The organism is Pseudoalteromonas byunsanensis, from assembly GCF_001854475.1.
Classification (GTDB): domain Bacteria; phylum Pseudomonadota; class Gammaproteobacteria; order Enterobacterales; family Alteromonadaceae; genus Pseudoalteromonas; species Pseudoalteromonas byunsanensis.
In genome coordinates, this window is record NZ_MNAN01000028.1 from 336163 (window position 1) to 353669 (window position 17507).

Genomic DNA, 17507 nt, shown 5'->3' on the forward strand with positions numbered 1-17507 from the left:
GCCGTCCTGAATCTACTCGTCACCCTAAACCTATTCGTTACCCTGAGCTTGTTTCAGGATCTTTGCCGTTTAAGTGTTGTTTATAGAAACCAGATCCTGACCTTCGTCAGGATGGCGAAAGGTGCGGGGCTTTGGGTGAATGTGAAGTTAGCTGTTCTGAATTTATTTGACGTCCACAACCTACTCGCCGTCCTGAATCTACTCGTCACCCTAAACCTATTCGTCACCCTAAACCTATTCGTCACCCTGAACTTGTTTCAGGGTCTTTGCCGTTTAAGTGTTGCTTATAAAAACCAGATCCTGACCTTCGTCAGGATGGCGAAAGGTGCGGGGCTTTGGGTGAATGTGAAGTTAGCTGTTCTGAATTTATTTGACGTCCACAACCTACTCGCCGTCCTGAATCTACTCGTCACCCTAAACCTATTCGTCACCCTAAACCTATTCGTCACCCTAAACCTATTCGTCACCCTAAACCTATTCGTCACCCTAAACCTATTCGTCACCCTAAACCTATTCGTCACCCTAAACCTATTCGTCACCCTGAACTTGTTTCAGGGTCTTTGCCGTTTAAGTGTTGCTTATAAAAACCAGATCCTGACCTTCGTCAGGATGACGAAAGGTGCGGGGCTTTGGGTGAATGTGAAGTTAGCGTTACTCTAAACCTGCTCTGAACCTATTTGACGTCCAGAACCTATTCGCCGTCCTGAACCTACTCGTCACCCTGAACTTGTTTCAGGGTCTTTGCCGTTTAAGTGTTGCTCATAGAAACCAGATCCTGACCTTCGTCAGGATGACGAGGCTCTTTAAAGTGGATGTGCAACTTTACAAAACAACCAGATCCTGACCTTCGTCAGGATGACGAGGGTCTTGGTGGCACGCAACAAGCTTATGATAAATAAAGATAAGTAATTGGTGTTTTAAAATCATTAAAACGTCAGGTTTTTTGTTTTTAGTGTGTTTATAGTACGCGGCAATTAAATAAAAGTTTTTGTATTTTCATTTACTTATTTTTAAAAAAGGAGATTTATGAAGCGTTCTTTTGTTTTATTGATGCTGTTTTCGAGTTTATCATTTACAAGTCAAAGCGCGAGTCAAGATGGTTTTCCCGCATTAGAAACACGCTATATGGGGCTAGAACCACCGGGGTTAACACCTAAATTATTTGCCCCTGGTATTGTATCTACAAAACAATACCTAGAAACGGAGGTTGTATTTTTGAGCGATATGACACAGCTGTCGTTTACAAGAAATGGGAGGGAACTCAAAACACCTCAGTGGATTGTGATGCAGCACAAAGAAGGAAAGTGGCTTGAAAAGGCCATTGCGCCTTCGCAGGTGGTCAAGTACTTTGTTCTTTTGGCGCGGTGATAAAATAGTACAACAGGATGGCAGCAGTGATTGGATAGGTAACCCTCATTGGGTTGATGCGAAAATAATCGAACAGATGAGGGTCAAATCTAAAACTTTATAAAGCATTTAAAATCATAAAAATCAGTTGGTTATTAATTTTCACCAAGCAAAATTGGCATTGCAAATAAATGTAGTCGGTGCAAAGTCATTTAAAAGTCATTCGGGCGTCAGGTATTTTGCCATTGCTGAGAATAGATTGGTTATTTGTTTAAGCATAAATAATGGATAACTAATGATTAGAAAGATTATTTCAACTAGTTTACTTCTTGGTTTATTTACTTTGAGTGGCAAAAGCATAAGTCAAAGTGCAGATGCCGCTTTATCGCAACATTATTTTGGTGAAACGCCACCTAGCTTAGTGCCCAAACTATTTGACCCTAAAATAGTTTCACCCGATGGGCGTTTTGAAGGGGGCATGTTTAACCCAGATATGGCTGCGTTCTATTTCACTCGTAAAAATGGCAAGTACAAAAAACGTACATTTTTTGTTGTTCGATATGACAATGGTCGCTGGGGTGAGGTGGTCGAGACGGATATACGGTGGCCGCAATTTTCTTCCGATGGCTCTGTGATGCATCTTGGGAAACAGTACAGAGAACTGACAGCAGCAGGGTGGTCTGAGTTAAAAAGTCTCGGCGCGTTTATAAAAGAGCAAGGGCACGGTTTGTCAGTGTCGGCAAAAGGGACTTATTATTTCCCATTTTATAAAAAACAAGATAATGGGCATGGCAACATTGGCTATTCGCAGCTAATAAATGGCAAATACCAAGACCCTATAAAACTGGGACCACAGATCAATACCGGAGAGTGGATAGCACACCCCTATATTGCGCCTGATGAATCTTATTTAATGTGGGATGTCGTGCGAGATGTCGGCCATGGTGGGTCAGATATTTATATCAGCTTTAAAAACAGCGCAGGGGAATGGTTACCCGCGATCAATATGGGCGAGCACATTAATACGGACTCAGATGAAAGTTCTCCGTGGGTGAGTCATGACGGGAAATATCTATTTTTCTCTCGTGGTGATTGGCATCGTCGAAAAGACGGCAGCAAAAACTGGGTAGGAAAAAGTTATTGGGTTGATGCCAAAGTGATTGAGAATCTAAGGCCCAAACTATAGGCCAATTAGCGGGTCGCGCTTTATGCATTTTAACTTTTGTATAGCAAAAAAGCGCTTGGTTAGTACAGTTTAAGCCACTGTTTTATCTTTTATGACGCATTTTGTGAAGTTAACGCTTTAAACAACTTGCCACTTTGCTGACTCCATCACATATCGTGCATAGCGAAAATCTTGTAAGCGCTTAAGTGCATCAGCAGCGTATTCGAGCAAGACCACATATTGAGGAGTGGTTTTGCTTATCTTAGGTTCAAACACTAGCACAGCGGGCTTGCCCTCTACTATGCCGGGTTCGGCATGCCAATTGGTGAGCGTATCGTAATTACTAAAGTAAAACTGAATGTCTTTTTTGCCATGCATCTGTGCCTTGGCCACCATATCTAATTTTATTTCGTCAATGGTAAGAGACAGTAGCTCGTCAAATTTACGCTGATTAAATAGTTCGGTATACAGCTTTAAACGCCGAGTGTCGTCATCACTAATGGTTTTAGTCGCGCTTGGTATATAGCCTTTTAGCTGTCCTCTGGCTCTAGCCAGTGCTGATTTGATAGCATCTTCTGTGGTGTGCAGTAATGCGGCACTTTGCTGCGCACTATAGCCAAATCCATTATTGAGGACCAGAACGCTACGCTGTATTGGTGGCAATGTCATCAACCAGTCAAGGTCGTCTAGCGCGGCGTCATTTATCATTTTATCACTATTGATATTGTCATGTGCGACCGTATAGCCCTCAGGTCTAGCTTGCGTTGCTCGGTGATTATCTATCATCAGATTGCTGGCTAATTTAAATAACCACGCTTGCAAATTATTTATGGGGATACTTTGCGCCAGCCCTTGATAGGCGCGTAGCAACGTGGCTTGTACTAAGTCTTCACCGTCAAATACAGAGCCAGTAATGCGAGTACAAAAACGATGTAGAATAGGGCGAGCTTCGCTTAGGTGAGTAAGTAAATCTTGCTCGGTGGCGATAGGTTCATGTTTCATGTGTTTATTTACCATGTTTGGTTGCCCCTTGTAATGCATGCCACTTTTTACGTTCGGCTAGTGCAGCATAATATTCAATAGCTTTTCTGTATTTCTCTTTGGCATTACCAATCACAGGTTGTCCGTGAATAGGCAAAACGTGCTCGAAAGGCAGGTTAAGTATAGCTCTTAGCTCATTGCCACTTGGTTGAGTCATAAGCCACCAGCCAACGCCAATATTATAGGGTTTAGCTAAACGAAATAAGTGCATGAATATTTTTGCAAGTAAGTTGGTAAATATATTGGGTTTTGGGGTGTTATGCAGTACATCTCCTGCGAGCAGTATACCGTTGTCTCGATTTAATATGATACAGCCCTCTTTTAATTTGGGGCTATTCATTACCCACAGTTGCGCGTTAGGTAGCGGCAAATCGGTATGTTCATCAAACCAAATATCTGGCTCAAAATAATTTTGCGTGTTTTCTACGTCAGTACGCAGTCCTTTGGTGTATTGCGTATCTTTAAGCGCATAGATTGTGGCGCAGTATCGAGTCTTGTAAAAACCATCATCGGCACCATGCATTGACGCAAGGCGTATCACGTTTTTTACTTTGCCTAGCGCATCTAGTTGTTTTAGTCCTTCATCACTGAGTTTCATACTGTTGATGAGAGTTAACGTACCGTCGTGATTGCGCACTATGGTCATTGAGCGTGAGATCCTTGGCTTCAAAAATAGCGGCATATCCCAGCCCCCTTCAACAAACCAAATATTTTTGAATACTTCTTGTAATTGACCGTGTGCAAATGCACCAGAGTGAGTGTGAGATGTGCACATAATGAGCTCCAAATTTAATCGTGTTATAGATAAGACGGATATGACCCATTAAAAGAGTCGGCTCTGGTACATTTTTTTGAAAGATCCAAATATATTTCTTAACTAAGGTTACTTATATATGTTTGGTGCACCGTAAAGTCTCGGTAGGGGGCTTTAACGCAAAGCGGCAGTGTACTCTATTTGATGGTTGTGGTACTTTTCGGAATATTAATAAACGCATGTCAGGGGACATTCTGACATGCCAATTAGAAAACAGTATTTTATGCAATTATCACCTAGTTTAACTGCGCTTATTGAAGCCCTTCGTTGTTTGCCTGGCATTGGCCCAAAATCAGCACAACGCATAGCCTTTCATTTACTTGAGAGAGACCGAGATGGTGGTACACAACTTGGCAATTGTTTGACTAAGGCGATGCAGGTGATTGGTCATTGCCAATCATGCCGAACATTTTCTGAGTCTGCACAATGCGATATTTGTCAAAGTGTTAAACGCCAAGATAGTCGTTTACTTTGTATTGTTGAGTCACCGACAGACGTATTAGCAATTGAACAAACGGGTCAATATCAGGGGTTGTACTTTGTACTGATGGGCCACTTATCACCCATTGATGGTATTGGACCTAAAGAAATAGGCTTGGATGTTTTAGAGAAAAAGCTAATAGCGGGTAATATTGACGAAGTTATTTTGGCCACCAATCCAACTGTTGAAGGTGAAGCAACCGCGCACTTTATTGCAGAGCTGTGCCAAAAATATCAAGTGGCAGCATCACGTATTGCTCATGGTATGCCGGTAGGGGGTGAGCTGGACTTAGTTGATGGCATGACGCTTATGCATGCATTTTCAGGCAGACGCAGCTTAAGTTAAATGTGATGCAATGATTTATAAGTACTCAGAGTGAAATGGACCACACTCTGAGCACAACAATTGGCAAATTAATTTATTTTTTCCCCTTGAAGTTAAAAAACTCTCCCCCATATCCTTTGACATATTAACACTGCATCTATTGGTTATACCGGAGAGAACAATGACCGCAGCTCAAAAAGAAACATTAGGCTTTCAAACAGAAGTCAAACAATTATTAAACCTAATGATCCATTCTTTGTACTCAAACAAAGAGATCTTTTTACGTGAACTGGTGTCAAACGCATCTGACGCAGCGGATAAATTACGCTTTTTAGCCTTATCAAATGGTGATTTATACGAAGGTGACGCAGAGCTTCGTGTACGTGTTAGCGTAGACAAAGAAGCAAATACCATCACTATTTCTGATAATGGTATTGGTATGTCGCGTGATGAAGTGATCAGTTCACTAGGTACGATTGCTAAATCTGGCACCGCAGAGTTTTTCCAAAACTTAACAGGCGACCAAGCGAAAGATTCTCAGCTTATTGGTCAATTTGGTGTTGGCTTTTACTCGGCATTCATCGTAGCCGATGCGGTAACAGTGGTTACTCGTAAAGCAGGTGAGAAAGCTGCAGTTGAATGGCACTCAAAAGGTGAAGGTGAATACACCTTAGCTGAAGTAGAAAAAGAAGGCCGTGGTACCGACATTATTCTTCACCTTCGTGAAGACGAACAAGAGTTTTTAGATGACTTTAGACTACGTGGCATCGTTACTAAATACTCGGATCACATTTCAATTCCTGTAGAAATGTATAAAGAGCCTGTGCCTGAGTCAGAAGGTCCTGATGGTGAGAAAATTGAAGCCAAGCCTGGTGAGTGGGAAGCTATTAACCGCGCAACGGCACTTTGGACTCGCGACAAGTCTGAAATAAGCGAAGAAGAATATAAAGAGTTCTACAAGCATGTTGGTCATGATTGGGAAGAGCCTCTAACATGGGCACACAACAAGGTAGAAGGTAAGACTGAATACACCAGCTTGCTTTATATCCCTAAAAAAGCACCGTTTGATTTGTGGAATCGTGACCGTCAAGGTGGTTTGAAACTATATGTGCAACGCGTATTCATTATGGATGACGCCGAGCAGTTCATGCCAAGTTACCTACGATTTGTAAAAGGCTTGCTAGATTCAAACGATTTACCATTGAACGTATCGCGTGAAATTTTACAAGATAACAAGATCACACAAGCAATTCGTAAAGGTTGTACGTCACGCGTGCTTAAAATGCTTGAGCGTATGGGCAAAAACAAACCAGAAGAGTATCAAACGTTCTGGAATGAGTTTGGTCAAGTTATCAAAGAGGGGCCTGCAGAAGATATGGCCAATAAAGAAGCCATTGCTAAACTGCTGCGCTTTAGCTCAACACACACTGATGAAAGCACACAAAATGTGTCTTTAGAGCAGTACATTGAGCGTATGAAAGAAGGTCAGGACAAGATTTACTATGTCGTTGCTGACAGCTTTGAAGCGGCGAAAAATTCGCCTCACCTAGAAATCTTCCGCAAGAAAGGCATCGAGGTGTTATTGCTTTCTGATCGCGTAGATGAGTGGATGATGAGCCACTTAACAGAGTTTGAAGAAAAGCAACTTCAGTCAATTACGCGTGGTGACTTAGACTTAGGCGACTTAGACGACGAAGAAACCAAAAAAGCTCAAGAAGAAAGCGAAAAAGAAGTAGAAGGGTTGGTTGAGCGTGTTAAAGGCGTGCTTGGCGACAAAGTTAAAGAAGTACGCTTTACGCATCGTTTAACTGATTCTCCTGCGTGTGTTGTTGCAGATGAACACGATATGAGTTCACAGATGCAAAAGCTAATGGAGTCGGTTGGTCAGGCTGTACCTGAAGCTAAACCTGTGTTTGAGCTAAACCCAGAGCACCAGCTTGTTAAACACTTAAATGTTGAACAAGATGAAGATAAGTTCGCACAGTGGTCAGAAGTGTTACTAGACCAAGCTTTGCTTGCAGAGCGTGGTAGTCTAAAAGATCCAGCTGGATTCGTAACACGTCTTAATAAATTAATGCTTGATCTAAGTAAATAGGTTCATGCGTGAAGTCAAAAAGGGGCTCTATAGCCCCTTTTTTGCGTTTATATGACTATTAAGTTAAGCAATTAGTATAAGTCGCTTGAGAATCTTGGACGCATGTGAAAAAATTTAACCAACTTCAAATAAACTCCGAAAACGAGGAACATAATTATGCGCATTATCCTTTTAGGCGCGCCGGGTGCAGGTAAAGGCACTCAAGCACAGTTTTTAATGGACAAATATGGTATTCCACAAATCTCAACTGGTGACATGTTACGTGCTGCTATCAAAGAGGGAACACCACTTGGCCTAGAAGCTAAAAAAGTGATGGACGCAGGTCAGTTGGTTTCTGATGAAATCATCATTGGTTTGGTTAAAGAGCGCATTGCCAAAGAAGACTGTGCAAAAGGTTTCTTGCTTGATGGTTTCCCTCGTACTATTCCTCAAGCCGACGCGATGAAAGAAAATGGTATCAGCATTGATCACGTTATCGAGTTTGATGTTGCTGACGAAATCATCGTTGAGCGTATGGGCGGACGTCGTGTTCACCCAGGTTCTGGCCGCGTTTACCACGTGGTTTACAACCCGCCTAAAGTAGAAGGCAAGGATGATGTTACAGGTGAAGACTTAATCATTCGTGATGATGACGTAGAAGAGACTGTGCGTAAGCGCCTTGGCATCTACCATGATCAAACTAAACCACTGGTTTCATACTATCAGGCGGAAGCTGACGCTGGTAACACTCAGTATCATAAACTGGACGGAACACAAGCCGTTGACGCGGTAAGTCAACAGCTAGCTCAGTTGTTAGGATAATTTTTTTAGATTATTGGAAAATGCCAGTCATTGACTGGCATTTTTTATGATTGAATAATACTGCAAGCTTTTTAGAGCGCTTTAAGTGCCTCTAGGGTTTGCTCGTAATTCGGCTCTGTTGCCAAATTTTCAACTAGCTGTTTGTATACTATTTTGTGTTCTTTGTTCAGCACGAAAACAGCACGACTCAATAGCCCCATATCCTTGATATATAAGCCATAGTTTTTCCCAAAGTCGTGCCAAACTGAATCTGATAGTGTTTGTATTTTGTCGATTCCTTCAGCTTGGCAAAAACGTTTTTGCGCAAAAGGTAAATCCGCGCTTATGGTCAACATGACGACATCGCTAAATTCTCCAGCGACTTTTTCATTAAAATGTTTAGTTTGTAAGCTACATATGCCGGTGTCTAAACTGGGTACCACACTAATTAATACGGCTTTATCTTTGAAGTCTGTTAATGTAACAGGAACGAAAGAGCCATCAACGACTTTGAAATCTGGGGCTTGTTGGCCAACTTTAACGCCATTACCTAATAAAGTTACAGGTTTGCCGTTAGCATTTACTTTGCCATTATCTATTTGATTTTCCTGAAAATCCATTGCTATAAGCTGTGCTGAAAACAGCGCCGTAGCTAGTATTATTGCTTTGTGCATAAACAAGTCCTAAGGTCAGTTATCGTAATCATTCAGAGTGTATTATACTGTTAGCTATGAACCAAGCTTACGGTAGGAATTACGTTGTAAATCAAGGCCGATTTTATTAACATGTGCCGTAAAAATAAGCGGTATCCTAATATAGAATACCTATAACAACAAATGCAACCATTTAATAACATCTCATTAATATTGTGGTTTGTCAATGTAAGAGAGCTTTTATGTCAACATTGGTCTTAATATGTGATGACTCAAAACTGGCGCGTCGACAGTTGGCGCGTTCGTTGCCAAGTGATTGGGACATAAAAGTAGAGTTTGCAGAGCATGGTATTGATTGTATTGAAAAAATAAAAAAACTCTCACCTGAAATTCTTTTCTTAGATTTAAACATGCCACAAATGGATGGCTACGGCGTTCTACAAGCAATAAATGAGCAAGGTTTAAATGTGCTTACCGTCGTGGTTTCGGGAGACATTCAGCCAAACGCACATCAACGTGTTATTGAGCTTGGTGCAATAGATTTCATTCGAAAACCCTGCGATTCATCAAAGCTGGTGGAAATCATCGAGCATCATGGTATTCGAGACAGGGCGATTAGAGAAAGCTTGGTTCATAAACTGGGGGAGCAGTTGGAACCTGAGATCAGAGACATCTATCAAGAACTGACGAACGTTGCGATGGGCCAAGCAGGGGATTTACTTGCACGCTTGTTGAATGTGTTTGTAGAGTTACCTATTCCGAATGTAAATGTATTAGAAGTAAGCGAGTTACATATGGCGTTACAAGCCATTGATGCTAATGCCAGTACATCGGGTGTATGCCAAGGGTTTATTGGTGGTGGTGTCTCTGGTGAAGCGCTTCTTTTGCTAAATGACTCAAGTTTTAAAGAAGTCGCATCGCTGATGAACTATCAAGGTGAGTTAAATGACAAAGTTGAGTTAGAGCTATTGATGGATATTAGTAATATCTTAATTGGCGCTATTTTAACTGGGCTATCAAAACAATTAGACATGTCTTTTAGTCAGGGCCACCCTGTGGTGTTGGGGCAGCACTGCGATGTGTCCGACTTAGTCAAAGCAAATAAAGGTCGATGGCAAAGAACGTTAGCGATAGAGATCAGTTATGGTATTGAAAACCACAATATTAACTGTGACCTTATGTTGTTGTTTACAGAAGACTCATTAAAAACCTTGAAGTATAAAGTCGCCTATTTATTAGAAGATTAAAACTATGCCTGCTGCCGATTTTGAAATGAATGAAATACACTGGTTGATGGACATGTTCAATACTGTTGACATTGGTCTGGTGGTATTAGACAGAGAGTATAAAGTATGTGTGTGGAATGGTTTTATGGAAAACCATTCTGGGCTATTACCCAGTGCGGTTAAAGATAAAGATATCTTTGATATCTTTCCAAGTATTGATGAAAAGTGGTTTCGCTCTAAAGCCGAGTCGGTATTTGTTTTAAAAAATCGCTCATTTACAATTTGGGAACAGCAACCTTATATCTTCCGCTTTAAGAACTACCGCCCAATTACGGGGAAAGCGGATTATATGTACCAAAACTCTACTATTATCCCACTATCAATGGTAACAGGTGAAGTAGGGCATATATGTATCATTATTTATGATGTCACTGATGAAGCGATGAACAAGATTGAGTTGGAAAAGGCGAATCATGAACTGGAGCGCATCAGTCGAACAGATAGTTTGACACAATTAGCCAACCGAGGTTATTGGGAAGCTGGATTACGCAACGAGTTTTTACGTCTCAAACGTAGTAATGGCTGTAGTTCATTACTAATGTTTGATATTGATCATTTTAAGACCGTTAATGATGAATATGGCCACAGTGGTGGTGACGAAGCGATAAGGCATATATCTGATTTATTGAAAAAAACTCTGCGCGAAACGGATACTGCTGGTAGATATGGTGGGGAGGAGTTTGCTGTGACTTTGGTTGATACTGATGCCGAAGGCGCAAGAATATTCGCTGAGCGTTTGCGTAGTTTGATAGAAAAGTCATCTATTTTTTATGATGAGCAACAGATTAAGATCACGGTAAGCGTGGGCTTTGCGACTTATAACTCAAGTTTTTCCAAGCATGAGCAATGGATTGAAGCTGCGGATATGGCGTTGTACCACTCAAAAGAATCCGGTAGAAACCAGGTCACTCAATACACGCCAGAGTTAAAAAAGGACTCTGTTAAGGTTAATAACGTGGATTAAGTGATAAGTCTGTCAGATATGGTTAATAGGACCCAATCAAGCCTGACAGTCGTATATGTGTTATGAACTGACTTTTAACTCTTTGATTTACTTCGACAGTTGCAACGTCCCTTTTATTAATCACCTACATAGAAGGCTATTTGTGACTTGTCAGATTGTTGGATGGCGCCTTAAGCTTATCCAACCTAAATTTATATCGGAGTAGGTTGGGTAAGTGGCGAAGCCACGTCATCCTAGTTTGATTAGTACTGTGACTAAAGCACGATCCGGTGTACGGCTGTAAGTAAACGCCTGAGTTAAAGCTGGACTCTATTATGATTAGTTAAGTGAATTAAGTAACACAAACCAGTTTGTGTTACTTCTATGTTGCAATAGTTTAATCCTCTTCTTCTTCTAAAGGACATTGTGCGATGACTTGCACTTCGCCATTGTCATCTACCTGTTCGAGTCGTACAGCAAAGCCCCAAAGTCTGTAGAGGTGTTTTAAGACTTCTGATTTAGATTCTGCAAGAGGAATTCCATTTTGAGGAACATACCTTAAAGTGAGGGAACGATCCCCTCTAACATCTACATCATAGACCTGAATATTAGGCTCGTTGTTACTCAGGTTGTATTGCGCTGACAATGATGATCTAACTCTTTGATAGCCAACATCATTATGAATTGCTCCCACTTCCAAATGCGGACTAGATTGCTTATCGATAATGGTGAAAAGTTTAAAATCTCTTATCAGTTTTGGTGATAAGAATTGGCTAATAAAGCTCTCATCTTTGAAGTTTTCCATCGCAAAATGTAGCGTATCTAACCAGTTACTTCCGGCAAATTCTGGGAACCACTCTTTGTCTTCGTCGGTTGGGTTTTCACATATGCGGCGAATATCAACCATCATGTTAAAACCAAGGGCGTAAGGGTTTATTCCAGAATAAAACTTGCTGTTATAGGGAGGTTGGTAGACTACATTGGTATGGCTTTGCAAAAACTCTAGCATAAAGGAATCAGAGACTTTTCCTTCATCATAGAGGTGATTTAAAATAGTGTAGTGCCAAAATGTAGCCCAACCTTCATTCATAACTTGGGTTTGTCTTTGCGGATAAAAGTATTGCGATATTTTTCTTACAATCCGAATAACTTCACGCTGCCATGATTCAAGCAGAGGTGCATTTTTCTCGATGAAGTAAAGAATGTTTTCTTGTGGCTCACTGGGGAAGCGCACTTTTTTCATTCGCTCTTCTTGTTGACTAACCGGGATAGTGCGCCAAAGCTCGTTTACTTGCGATTGTAAATAATCTTCACGTTCTTTTTGTCGTTTCTGCTCTTCGTACAGTGAAATCTGTTGAGGACGTTTGTATCTGTCAACGCCGTAGTTCATTAATGCGTGGCATGAGTCTAGTAAATTTTCGACCTCATCAATACCATGCTTTTCCTCGCACTCGGCTATGTAGTTCTTGGCAAAAACCAGATAATCAATGATTGAAGAAGCATCGGTCCAAGCTTTAAATAGATAATTACCCTTGAAAAATGAGTTATGGCCGTAGCAAGCATGTGCCATGACAAGCGCTTGCATGGGGAGAGTGTTTTCCTCCATTAAGTATGCAATACAAGGATTCGAATTAATAACGATTTCATAGGCTAAGCCCATTTGTCCACGTTTATAGTTTTGTTCGGTTGCAATAAATTTCTTACCAAATGACCAGTGACTGTAGCCAATAGGCATACCGACACTGGAATATGCGTCCATCATTTGTTCAGCTGTTATCACTTCTATCTGATTAGGGTATGTATCCAACCTGTAATGCTCTGCAACACGGGCTATTTCGACTTGATATTCGTTAAGCAGATCAAAGGTCCAATCAGGCCCATCATTCATTGGCTTATAACTCATAAGCTCCCTCCAATGTGGCTAAGCTGCGCCTTGTTGTTGACGGTTTTTCTTGAACAGCTCTCTAAAGATGGGATAAATATCCTCCACTGTACGAATGTGCTGCATGGCAAAGTTATCATGAGTATTAGCAATTGCTTGATACTCTCTCCATAAGCTTTGATGTGCTCGGGTAGTGATCTCAATATAGGCATAATACCTCACAACTTTGAGTAATTTATTGGTCATGATATCCGTACAATGCGGAGAGTCGTCCGCCCAGTTATCACCATCCGAAGCTTGTGCAGCATAGATATTCCAGTCACCTTGTGAGTAGCGCTCTTTGACTATTTCGTCCATCAACTTCAAGGCACTAGAGACAATTGTTCCACCAGTTTCTTGTGAATAGAAAAACTCCTGTTCATCGACTTCTTTAGCTTGTGTATGATGTCTGATGTACACCACTTCAATGTCTTTGTAAGTACGAGTAAGGAACTGATATAGCAAAATGTAAAAACGCTTTGCCATGTCTTTTGTTGCTTGATCCATCGAGCCAGACACGTCCATCAAACAAAACATCACCGCCTTGCTTGTTGGGTGCGGGCGCTTTTCATAATTTCTAAAACGTAAATCGTAGTTGTCTATAAAAGGCACCGCTGCGATTTTTTGTTTTAACTCGGCAATTTCCGCTTCTAGCTCGGTAATTTTCTGATGAGGAGGAACAGGCTCGTTAAGTAGCGCCTGTAGCTCTTCTTCAGCCTCAGTCAAACGTCTACGTTTGCTTGCCGACATAGCCACTCGACGCGCGAGTGAGCCACGCAGTGAGCGCACTATATCTAAGTTACTGGGCATCCCATCATTACAGAATCCAGCACGGTGCGTTTTCATCTGCACTAATTTATCTAGCTGGCTTTGTTTTAAATTTGGAAGCTCTAAATCTTCAAAAAGCAGGTCTAGATATTCATCTTTTGAAATAGAAAAGACAAAATCGTCTTCGCCTTCCCCCTGATCGCTTGCGTCTCCAGGGCCTGCTCCTCCACCTTGGCCTGAAGGGGGACGTTGGATCTTGTCCCCAGTGCTAAACTGGTCATTGCCTGGGTGGATCCGTTCTCGGTCTCCACCTTTACCTTGATGAAATACAGGCTCGCTGATGTCTCGTTGCGGAATAGAGATACTCTCACCGCTACTAGTATCAGTGACACTGCGTTTGTTGATAGCATCCGACACTGCCTCTTTAATTTGTTTTTTATAACGCCTAATGAAACGTTGTCGGTTTAGAGTACTCTTGTTTTTACCGTTCAGGCGACGGTCTATAAAATGCGCCATAAATCACCCTCTCAGTGTCTAATCGTCTTACTGTGATTTCCTAACTCTTAGATACCATTCAGAGAGTAATCGTACTTGCTTCTGGGTATACCCTTTTTCAACCATACGGTTTACAAAATCTTCATGTTTTTTCTGGTCTTCAGCTGAGGTCTTAGCATTGAACGAAATAACAGGAAGTAGTTCTTCAGTGTTGGAGAACATTTTCTTCTCGATAACCGTACGTAGCTTTTCATAGCTAGTCCATACAGGGTTTTGACCATTGTGGTGTGCTCTTGCGCGCAGTACAAAGTTCACGATCTCATTACGGAAGTCTTTAGGATTAGAAATTCCAGCGGGCTTCTCGATTTTCTCAAGCTCAGCATTTAACGCTGCTCTATCGAACAGCTGGCCTGTATCGGGATCTCTATATTCTTGGTCTTGGATCCAGAAATCGGCATAGGTTACATAGCGGTCGAAAATGTTTTGTCCATACTCTGAATAAGATTCTAAGTAAGCCGTTTGTAGTTCTTTACCTATAAACTCAACATATTGAGGGATCAAATAGCCTTTGAGGTGGCTTAAATAACGCTCTTGAATTTCTGCACTAAATTGTTCACGTTCGATTTGCTGTTCCAGTACATAAAACAAATGTACAGGGTTTGCTGCAACTTCTGCATGGTCAAAGTTGAATACACGAGATAGGATCTTAAAAGCAAAACGGGTCGATAGCCCAGTCATGCCTTCATCAACTCCCGCATAGTCCCGGTACTCCTGATATGACTTAGCTTTAGGGTCAGTGTCTTTCAAGCTCTCTCCGTCGTACACTCTCATTTTTGAGTAGATACTTGAGTTTTCTGGTTCCTTAATACGTGATAGTGAAACAAACTTTGCTAGGGTCTCTAATGTGCCTGGGGCACATGGCGCAAGAGCAAGTTCACTATTTTCAATGAGCTTGTTATAAATCTTAACTTCCTCAGAAACGCGCAGGCAGTAAGGTACTTTAACAATATAAACCCGGTCTAAAAATGCCTCGTTATTTTTGTTATTTTTGAAAGTTTGCCATTCAGATTCGTTGGAGTGCGCCAAAATCATACCACTGAAAGGCAGCGCCGAAATCCCTTCGGTACCATTGTAATTACCTTCTTGAGTGGCGGTTAACAATGGGTGCAACACCTTGATGGGGGCTTTAAACATCTCTACAAACTCCATCAAGCCTTGGTTTGCAAGACATAAAGCACCGGAGTATGAGTAGGCATCTGGGTCATTTTGAGCATAGTGCTCGAGTTTTCTAATATCCACTTTACCAACTAAGGCTGATATATCCTGATTATTTTCATCCCCAGGCTCAGTTTTGGCGATGGCTATTTGGTCCAAAATAGATGGATAGCGCTTAACTACTTTGAACTTGCTAATATCGCCGTTAAACTCATGCAGTCTCTTTGCTGCCCACGGTGACATCACTGTTTTTAAGTAGCGGGGTTTAATACCGTATTCTTTTTCGAGTAATTCTGCGTCTTCAATTGGGTTAAATAGGGAGAGGGGATGATCGTTTACAGGAGAGCCTTTGATTGCGTAAATTGGGACTTGTTGCATCAAGTATTTTAGCTTTTCAGCAATGGATGACTTACCGCCGCCAACCGGACCAAGTAAATAGAGAACCTGTTTGCATTCTTCAAGCCCTTGTGCGGCGTGTTTTAAGTACGACACAATTTGCTCTATCGCATCTTCCATTCCGTAGAATTCGCTAAAAGCAGGATAGCGTGCAATCACGCGGTTAGAGAAAATCCGGCTAAGGCGCGCATCACTTGCAGTGTCGATCATTTCAGGCTGACCAATTGCCATTAATAGGCGTTCTGGAGCACTTGCATAGGCCGACTTATCTTCTTTACAGATCTCAAGAAATTCGGCGATACTGTACTCTTCTTCTTGTGCTGCTTCATATCTGGCTTGGTAGTGTTCAAATATCGTCATAACGACCTCCAGTAACCTGCTTACATAAAAAAGCTGTTTTATCTACAAAGGAAAAGGTTACCTTAAGCTTAGTCTTGATATTTGAAATTTGCCTAAAAATTCCAAATATTTAATGCATTTGTGTGCGGCAGAGGAGGAAATAAAAAAAGGCACTGACAGTGCCTTTTATTGCAATAATTCTATTGCCGTATTAGTCGCAATTGTTAAGCTAGGTTGCTGTTAGCAAATTCCCAGTTAACTAATGCCCAGAATCCTTTTAAATAGTCAGGGCGAACATTGCGATAGTCGATATAATAAGCGTGTTCCCAAAGGTCTACGGTTAGGATTGGTGTAACACCAGCTTCAGTAAGAGGTGTTGCAGCGTTTGAAGTGTTCACGATATCAAGTGAACCATCTGCAAGTTGTACTAACCAAGTCCAGCTTGAACCGAAGTTGTTAACAGCTTTGTCATTGAAAGCTTCTTGGAACGCTGCAAATGAGCCCCATTTAGCGTTGATTAGCTCTGCAACTTTACCAGTAGGCTCACCACCACCATTTGGTGATAGGCTGTGCCAGTAGAATGTGTGGTTCCAGATCTGCGCAGCGTTGTTGAATACTCCACCTTCTGAACTACATACCACTTCTTCTAAAGTTTTGTTCGCGAATTCAGTGCCTTCAACTAAGCCATTTAGCTTAACAACATAAGTGTTGTGGTGCTTACCGTGGTGAAACTCTAAAGTCTCTTGTGAAATGTGAGGCTCAAGCGCATCGATTGCATAAGGTAGTGACGGTAGTTCAAATGCCATGTTAATCTCCATTTTGTTGTTTGAATGCCAAATCGCAGTACCAAACATAGCTTAGATAATTGCTCTGTTCTATACGAATTGGCATTATAGTGATACTATAATTCCCGAGTATTTTACTCAAGTTTTGGCAAACAGCAATGGCGTTGCCTTAATACTAATCGTAAATATGGTCTTATTGGTGATATTTCAAGCTCGCTTTACTATCACGGACCAAACGCTATCGTCACTTTGAGGTTAAAGATGGAAACCATTGATAAAATTAAACAGCAAATTTCTGAAAACCCGATTCTTCTTTATATGAAAGGCTCTCCAAAATTACCTAACTGTGGTTTTTCGTCACAAGCTGCGCAAGCATTAATGGCATGCGGCGAGCAATTTGCGTATGTTGATATTCTTCTTAACCCAGATATCCGCGCTGAATTACCACATTACGCTAATTGGCCGACCTTTCCACAACTATGGGTTGAAGGCGAGTTGATCGGTGGCTGTGATATTATCATTGAAATGTTTCAACGTGGTGAGTTACAGCCACTAATCCAAGAAACAGCTGCAAAATACAAGACCGAAGAGTCTAGCTCTGCTGAGTAAACATCGTCAGTAAAAATACTTTATTTGAGCCCAGCTTTAGTTGGGCTTTT

At 41.4% G+C, this 17507-nt stretch carries 16 protein-coding genes; 9 read left to right on the forward strand and 7 right to left on the reverse strand.

Going from position 1 to position 17507, the window contains the following annotated elements:
- Positions 1–345: 345 nt before the first annotated feature.
- The 3 genes from BIW53_RS20865 to BIW53_RS09190 all read left to right on the forward strand — a co-directional run bounded on the left by BIW53_RS20865 (position 346) and on the right by BIW53_RS09190 (position 2533).
- Complete coding sequence (locus tag BIW53_RS20865; protein ID WP_175442111.1) at positions 346–660, forward strand: hypothetical protein; 315 nt, start codon at positions 346–348, stop codon at positions 658–660.
- A gap of 366 nt (positions 661–1026) precedes the next feature.
- Entirely contained in the window at positions 1027–1368 is a 342-nt protein-coding gene (locus tag BIW53_RS09185; RefSeq protein ID WP_070991535.1) for a hypothetical protein, read from the forward strand.
- Positions 1369–1642: 274 nt separating this feature from the next.
- On the forward strand, positions 1643–2533 hold the full coding sequence (locus BIW53_RS09190) for a PD40 domain-containing protein (RefSeq protein WP_070991536.1): 891 nt from the start codon (positions 1643–1645) through the stop codon (positions 2531–2533).
- Positions 2534–2650: 117 nt separating this feature from the next.
- Here BIW53_RS09190 and BIW53_RS09195 read toward each other — a convergent pair whose 3' ends face one another.
- Positions 2651–3529: an RNA polymerase sigma factor gene (locus BIW53_RS09195; RefSeq protein WP_070991537.1), complete on the reverse strand. Its 879-nt coding sequence runs from the start codon at positions 3527–3529 to the stop codon at positions 2651–2653.
- Positions 3519–4328 carry a hypothetical protein gene (locus tag BIW53_RS09200; protein ID WP_070991538.1) on the reverse strand — a complete coding sequence of 270 codons (810 nt, stop codon included), beginning with the start codon at positions 4326–4328 and terminating at the stop codon, positions 3519–3521. The genes BIW53_RS09195 and BIW53_RS09200 overlap by 11 nt, the downstream gene beginning before the upstream one ends.
- A gap of 262 nt (positions 4329–4590) precedes the next feature.
- Here BIW53_RS09200 and recR point away from each other — a divergent pair, with 262 nt between their 5' ends.
- From recR to adk, 3 genes are all read left to right on the forward strand, one after another.
- Complete coding sequence (gene recR, locus BIW53_RS09205) at positions 4591–5193, forward strand: recombination mediator RecR (RefSeq protein WP_070991644.1); 603 nt, start codon at positions 4591–4593, stop codon at positions 5191–5193.
- A 160-nt stretch (positions 5194–5353) separates the two neighbouring features.
- Complete coding sequence (gene htpG / locus BIW53_RS09210) at positions 5354–7267, forward strand: molecular chaperone HtpG (RefSeq protein WP_070991539.1); 1914 nt, start codon at positions 5354–5356, stop codon at positions 7265–7267.
- Between the two features lie 156 nt (positions 7268–7423).
- Positions 7424–8068, forward strand: coding sequence for an adenylate kinase (gene adk, locus BIW53_RS09215; RefSeq protein WP_070984846.1), 645 nt, complete (start codon positions 7424–7426; stop codon positions 8066–8068).
- Positions 8069–8139: 71 nt separating this feature from the next.
- Here adk and tpx read toward each other — a convergent pair whose 3' ends face one another.
- On the reverse strand, positions 8140–8721 hold the full coding sequence (gene tpx / locus BIW53_RS09220) for a thiol peroxidase (RefSeq protein WP_070991540.1): 582 nt from the start codon (positions 8719–8721) through the stop codon (positions 8140–8142).
- A gap of 221 nt (positions 8722–8942) precedes the next feature.
- Here tpx and BIW53_RS09225 point away from each other — a divergent pair, with 221 nt between their 5' ends.
- Both BIW53_RS09225 and BIW53_RS09230 read left to right on the forward strand, forming a co-directional pair.
- Complete coding sequence (locus BIW53_RS09225) at positions 8943–9947, forward strand: response regulator (RefSeq protein ID WP_070991541.1); 1005 nt, start codon at positions 8943–8945, stop codon at positions 9945–9947.
- A 4-nt stretch (positions 9948–9951) separates the two neighbouring features.
- The gene (locus BIW53_RS09230; RefSeq protein ID WP_070991542.1) at positions 9952–10950 is read left to right on the forward strand and encodes a sensor domain-containing diguanylate cyclase; all 999 of its coding nucleotides are present in this window, start codon (positions 9952–9954) and stop codon (positions 10948–10950) included.
- A 376-nt stretch (positions 10951–11326) separates the two neighbouring features.
- Here BIW53_RS09230 and BIW53_RS09235 read toward each other — a convergent pair whose 3' ends face one another.
- From BIW53_RS09235 to BIW53_RS09250, 4 genes are all read right to left on the reverse strand, one after another.
- Complete coding sequence (locus BIW53_RS09235; RefSeq protein ID WP_070991543.1) at positions 11327–12832, reverse strand: SpoVR family protein; 1506 nt, start codon at positions 12830–12832, stop codon at positions 11327–11329.
- 18 nt (positions 12833–12850) lie between these two features.
- Complete coding sequence (locus BIW53_RS09240; RefSeq protein ID WP_070991544.1) at positions 12851–14134, reverse strand: YeaH/YhbH family protein; 1284 nt, start codon at positions 14132–14134, stop codon at positions 12851–12853.
- Positions 14135–14161: 27 nt separating this feature from the next.
- Positions 14162–16084: a PrkA family serine protein kinase gene (locus tag BIW53_RS09245; protein WP_070991545.1), complete on the reverse strand. Its 1923-nt coding sequence runs from the start codon at positions 16082–16084 to the stop codon at positions 14162–14164.
- A gap of 203 nt (positions 16085–16287) precedes the next feature.
- Positions 16288–16869, reverse strand: a complete 582-nt coding sequence (locus tag BIW53_RS09250; RefSeq protein WP_070991546.1) for a Fe-Mn family superoxide dismutase — start codon at positions 16867–16869, stop codon at positions 16288–16290.
- A gap of 240 nt (positions 16870–17109) precedes the next feature.
- Between BIW53_RS09250 and BIW53_RS09255 the strand changes: the two genes are divergently transcribed.
- Positions 17110–17457, forward strand: coding sequence for a Grx4 family monothiol glutaredoxin (locus BIW53_RS09255; protein ID WP_070985589.1), 348 nt, complete (start codon positions 17110–17112; stop codon positions 17455–17457).
- Positions 17458–17507: the final 50 nt, after the last annotated feature.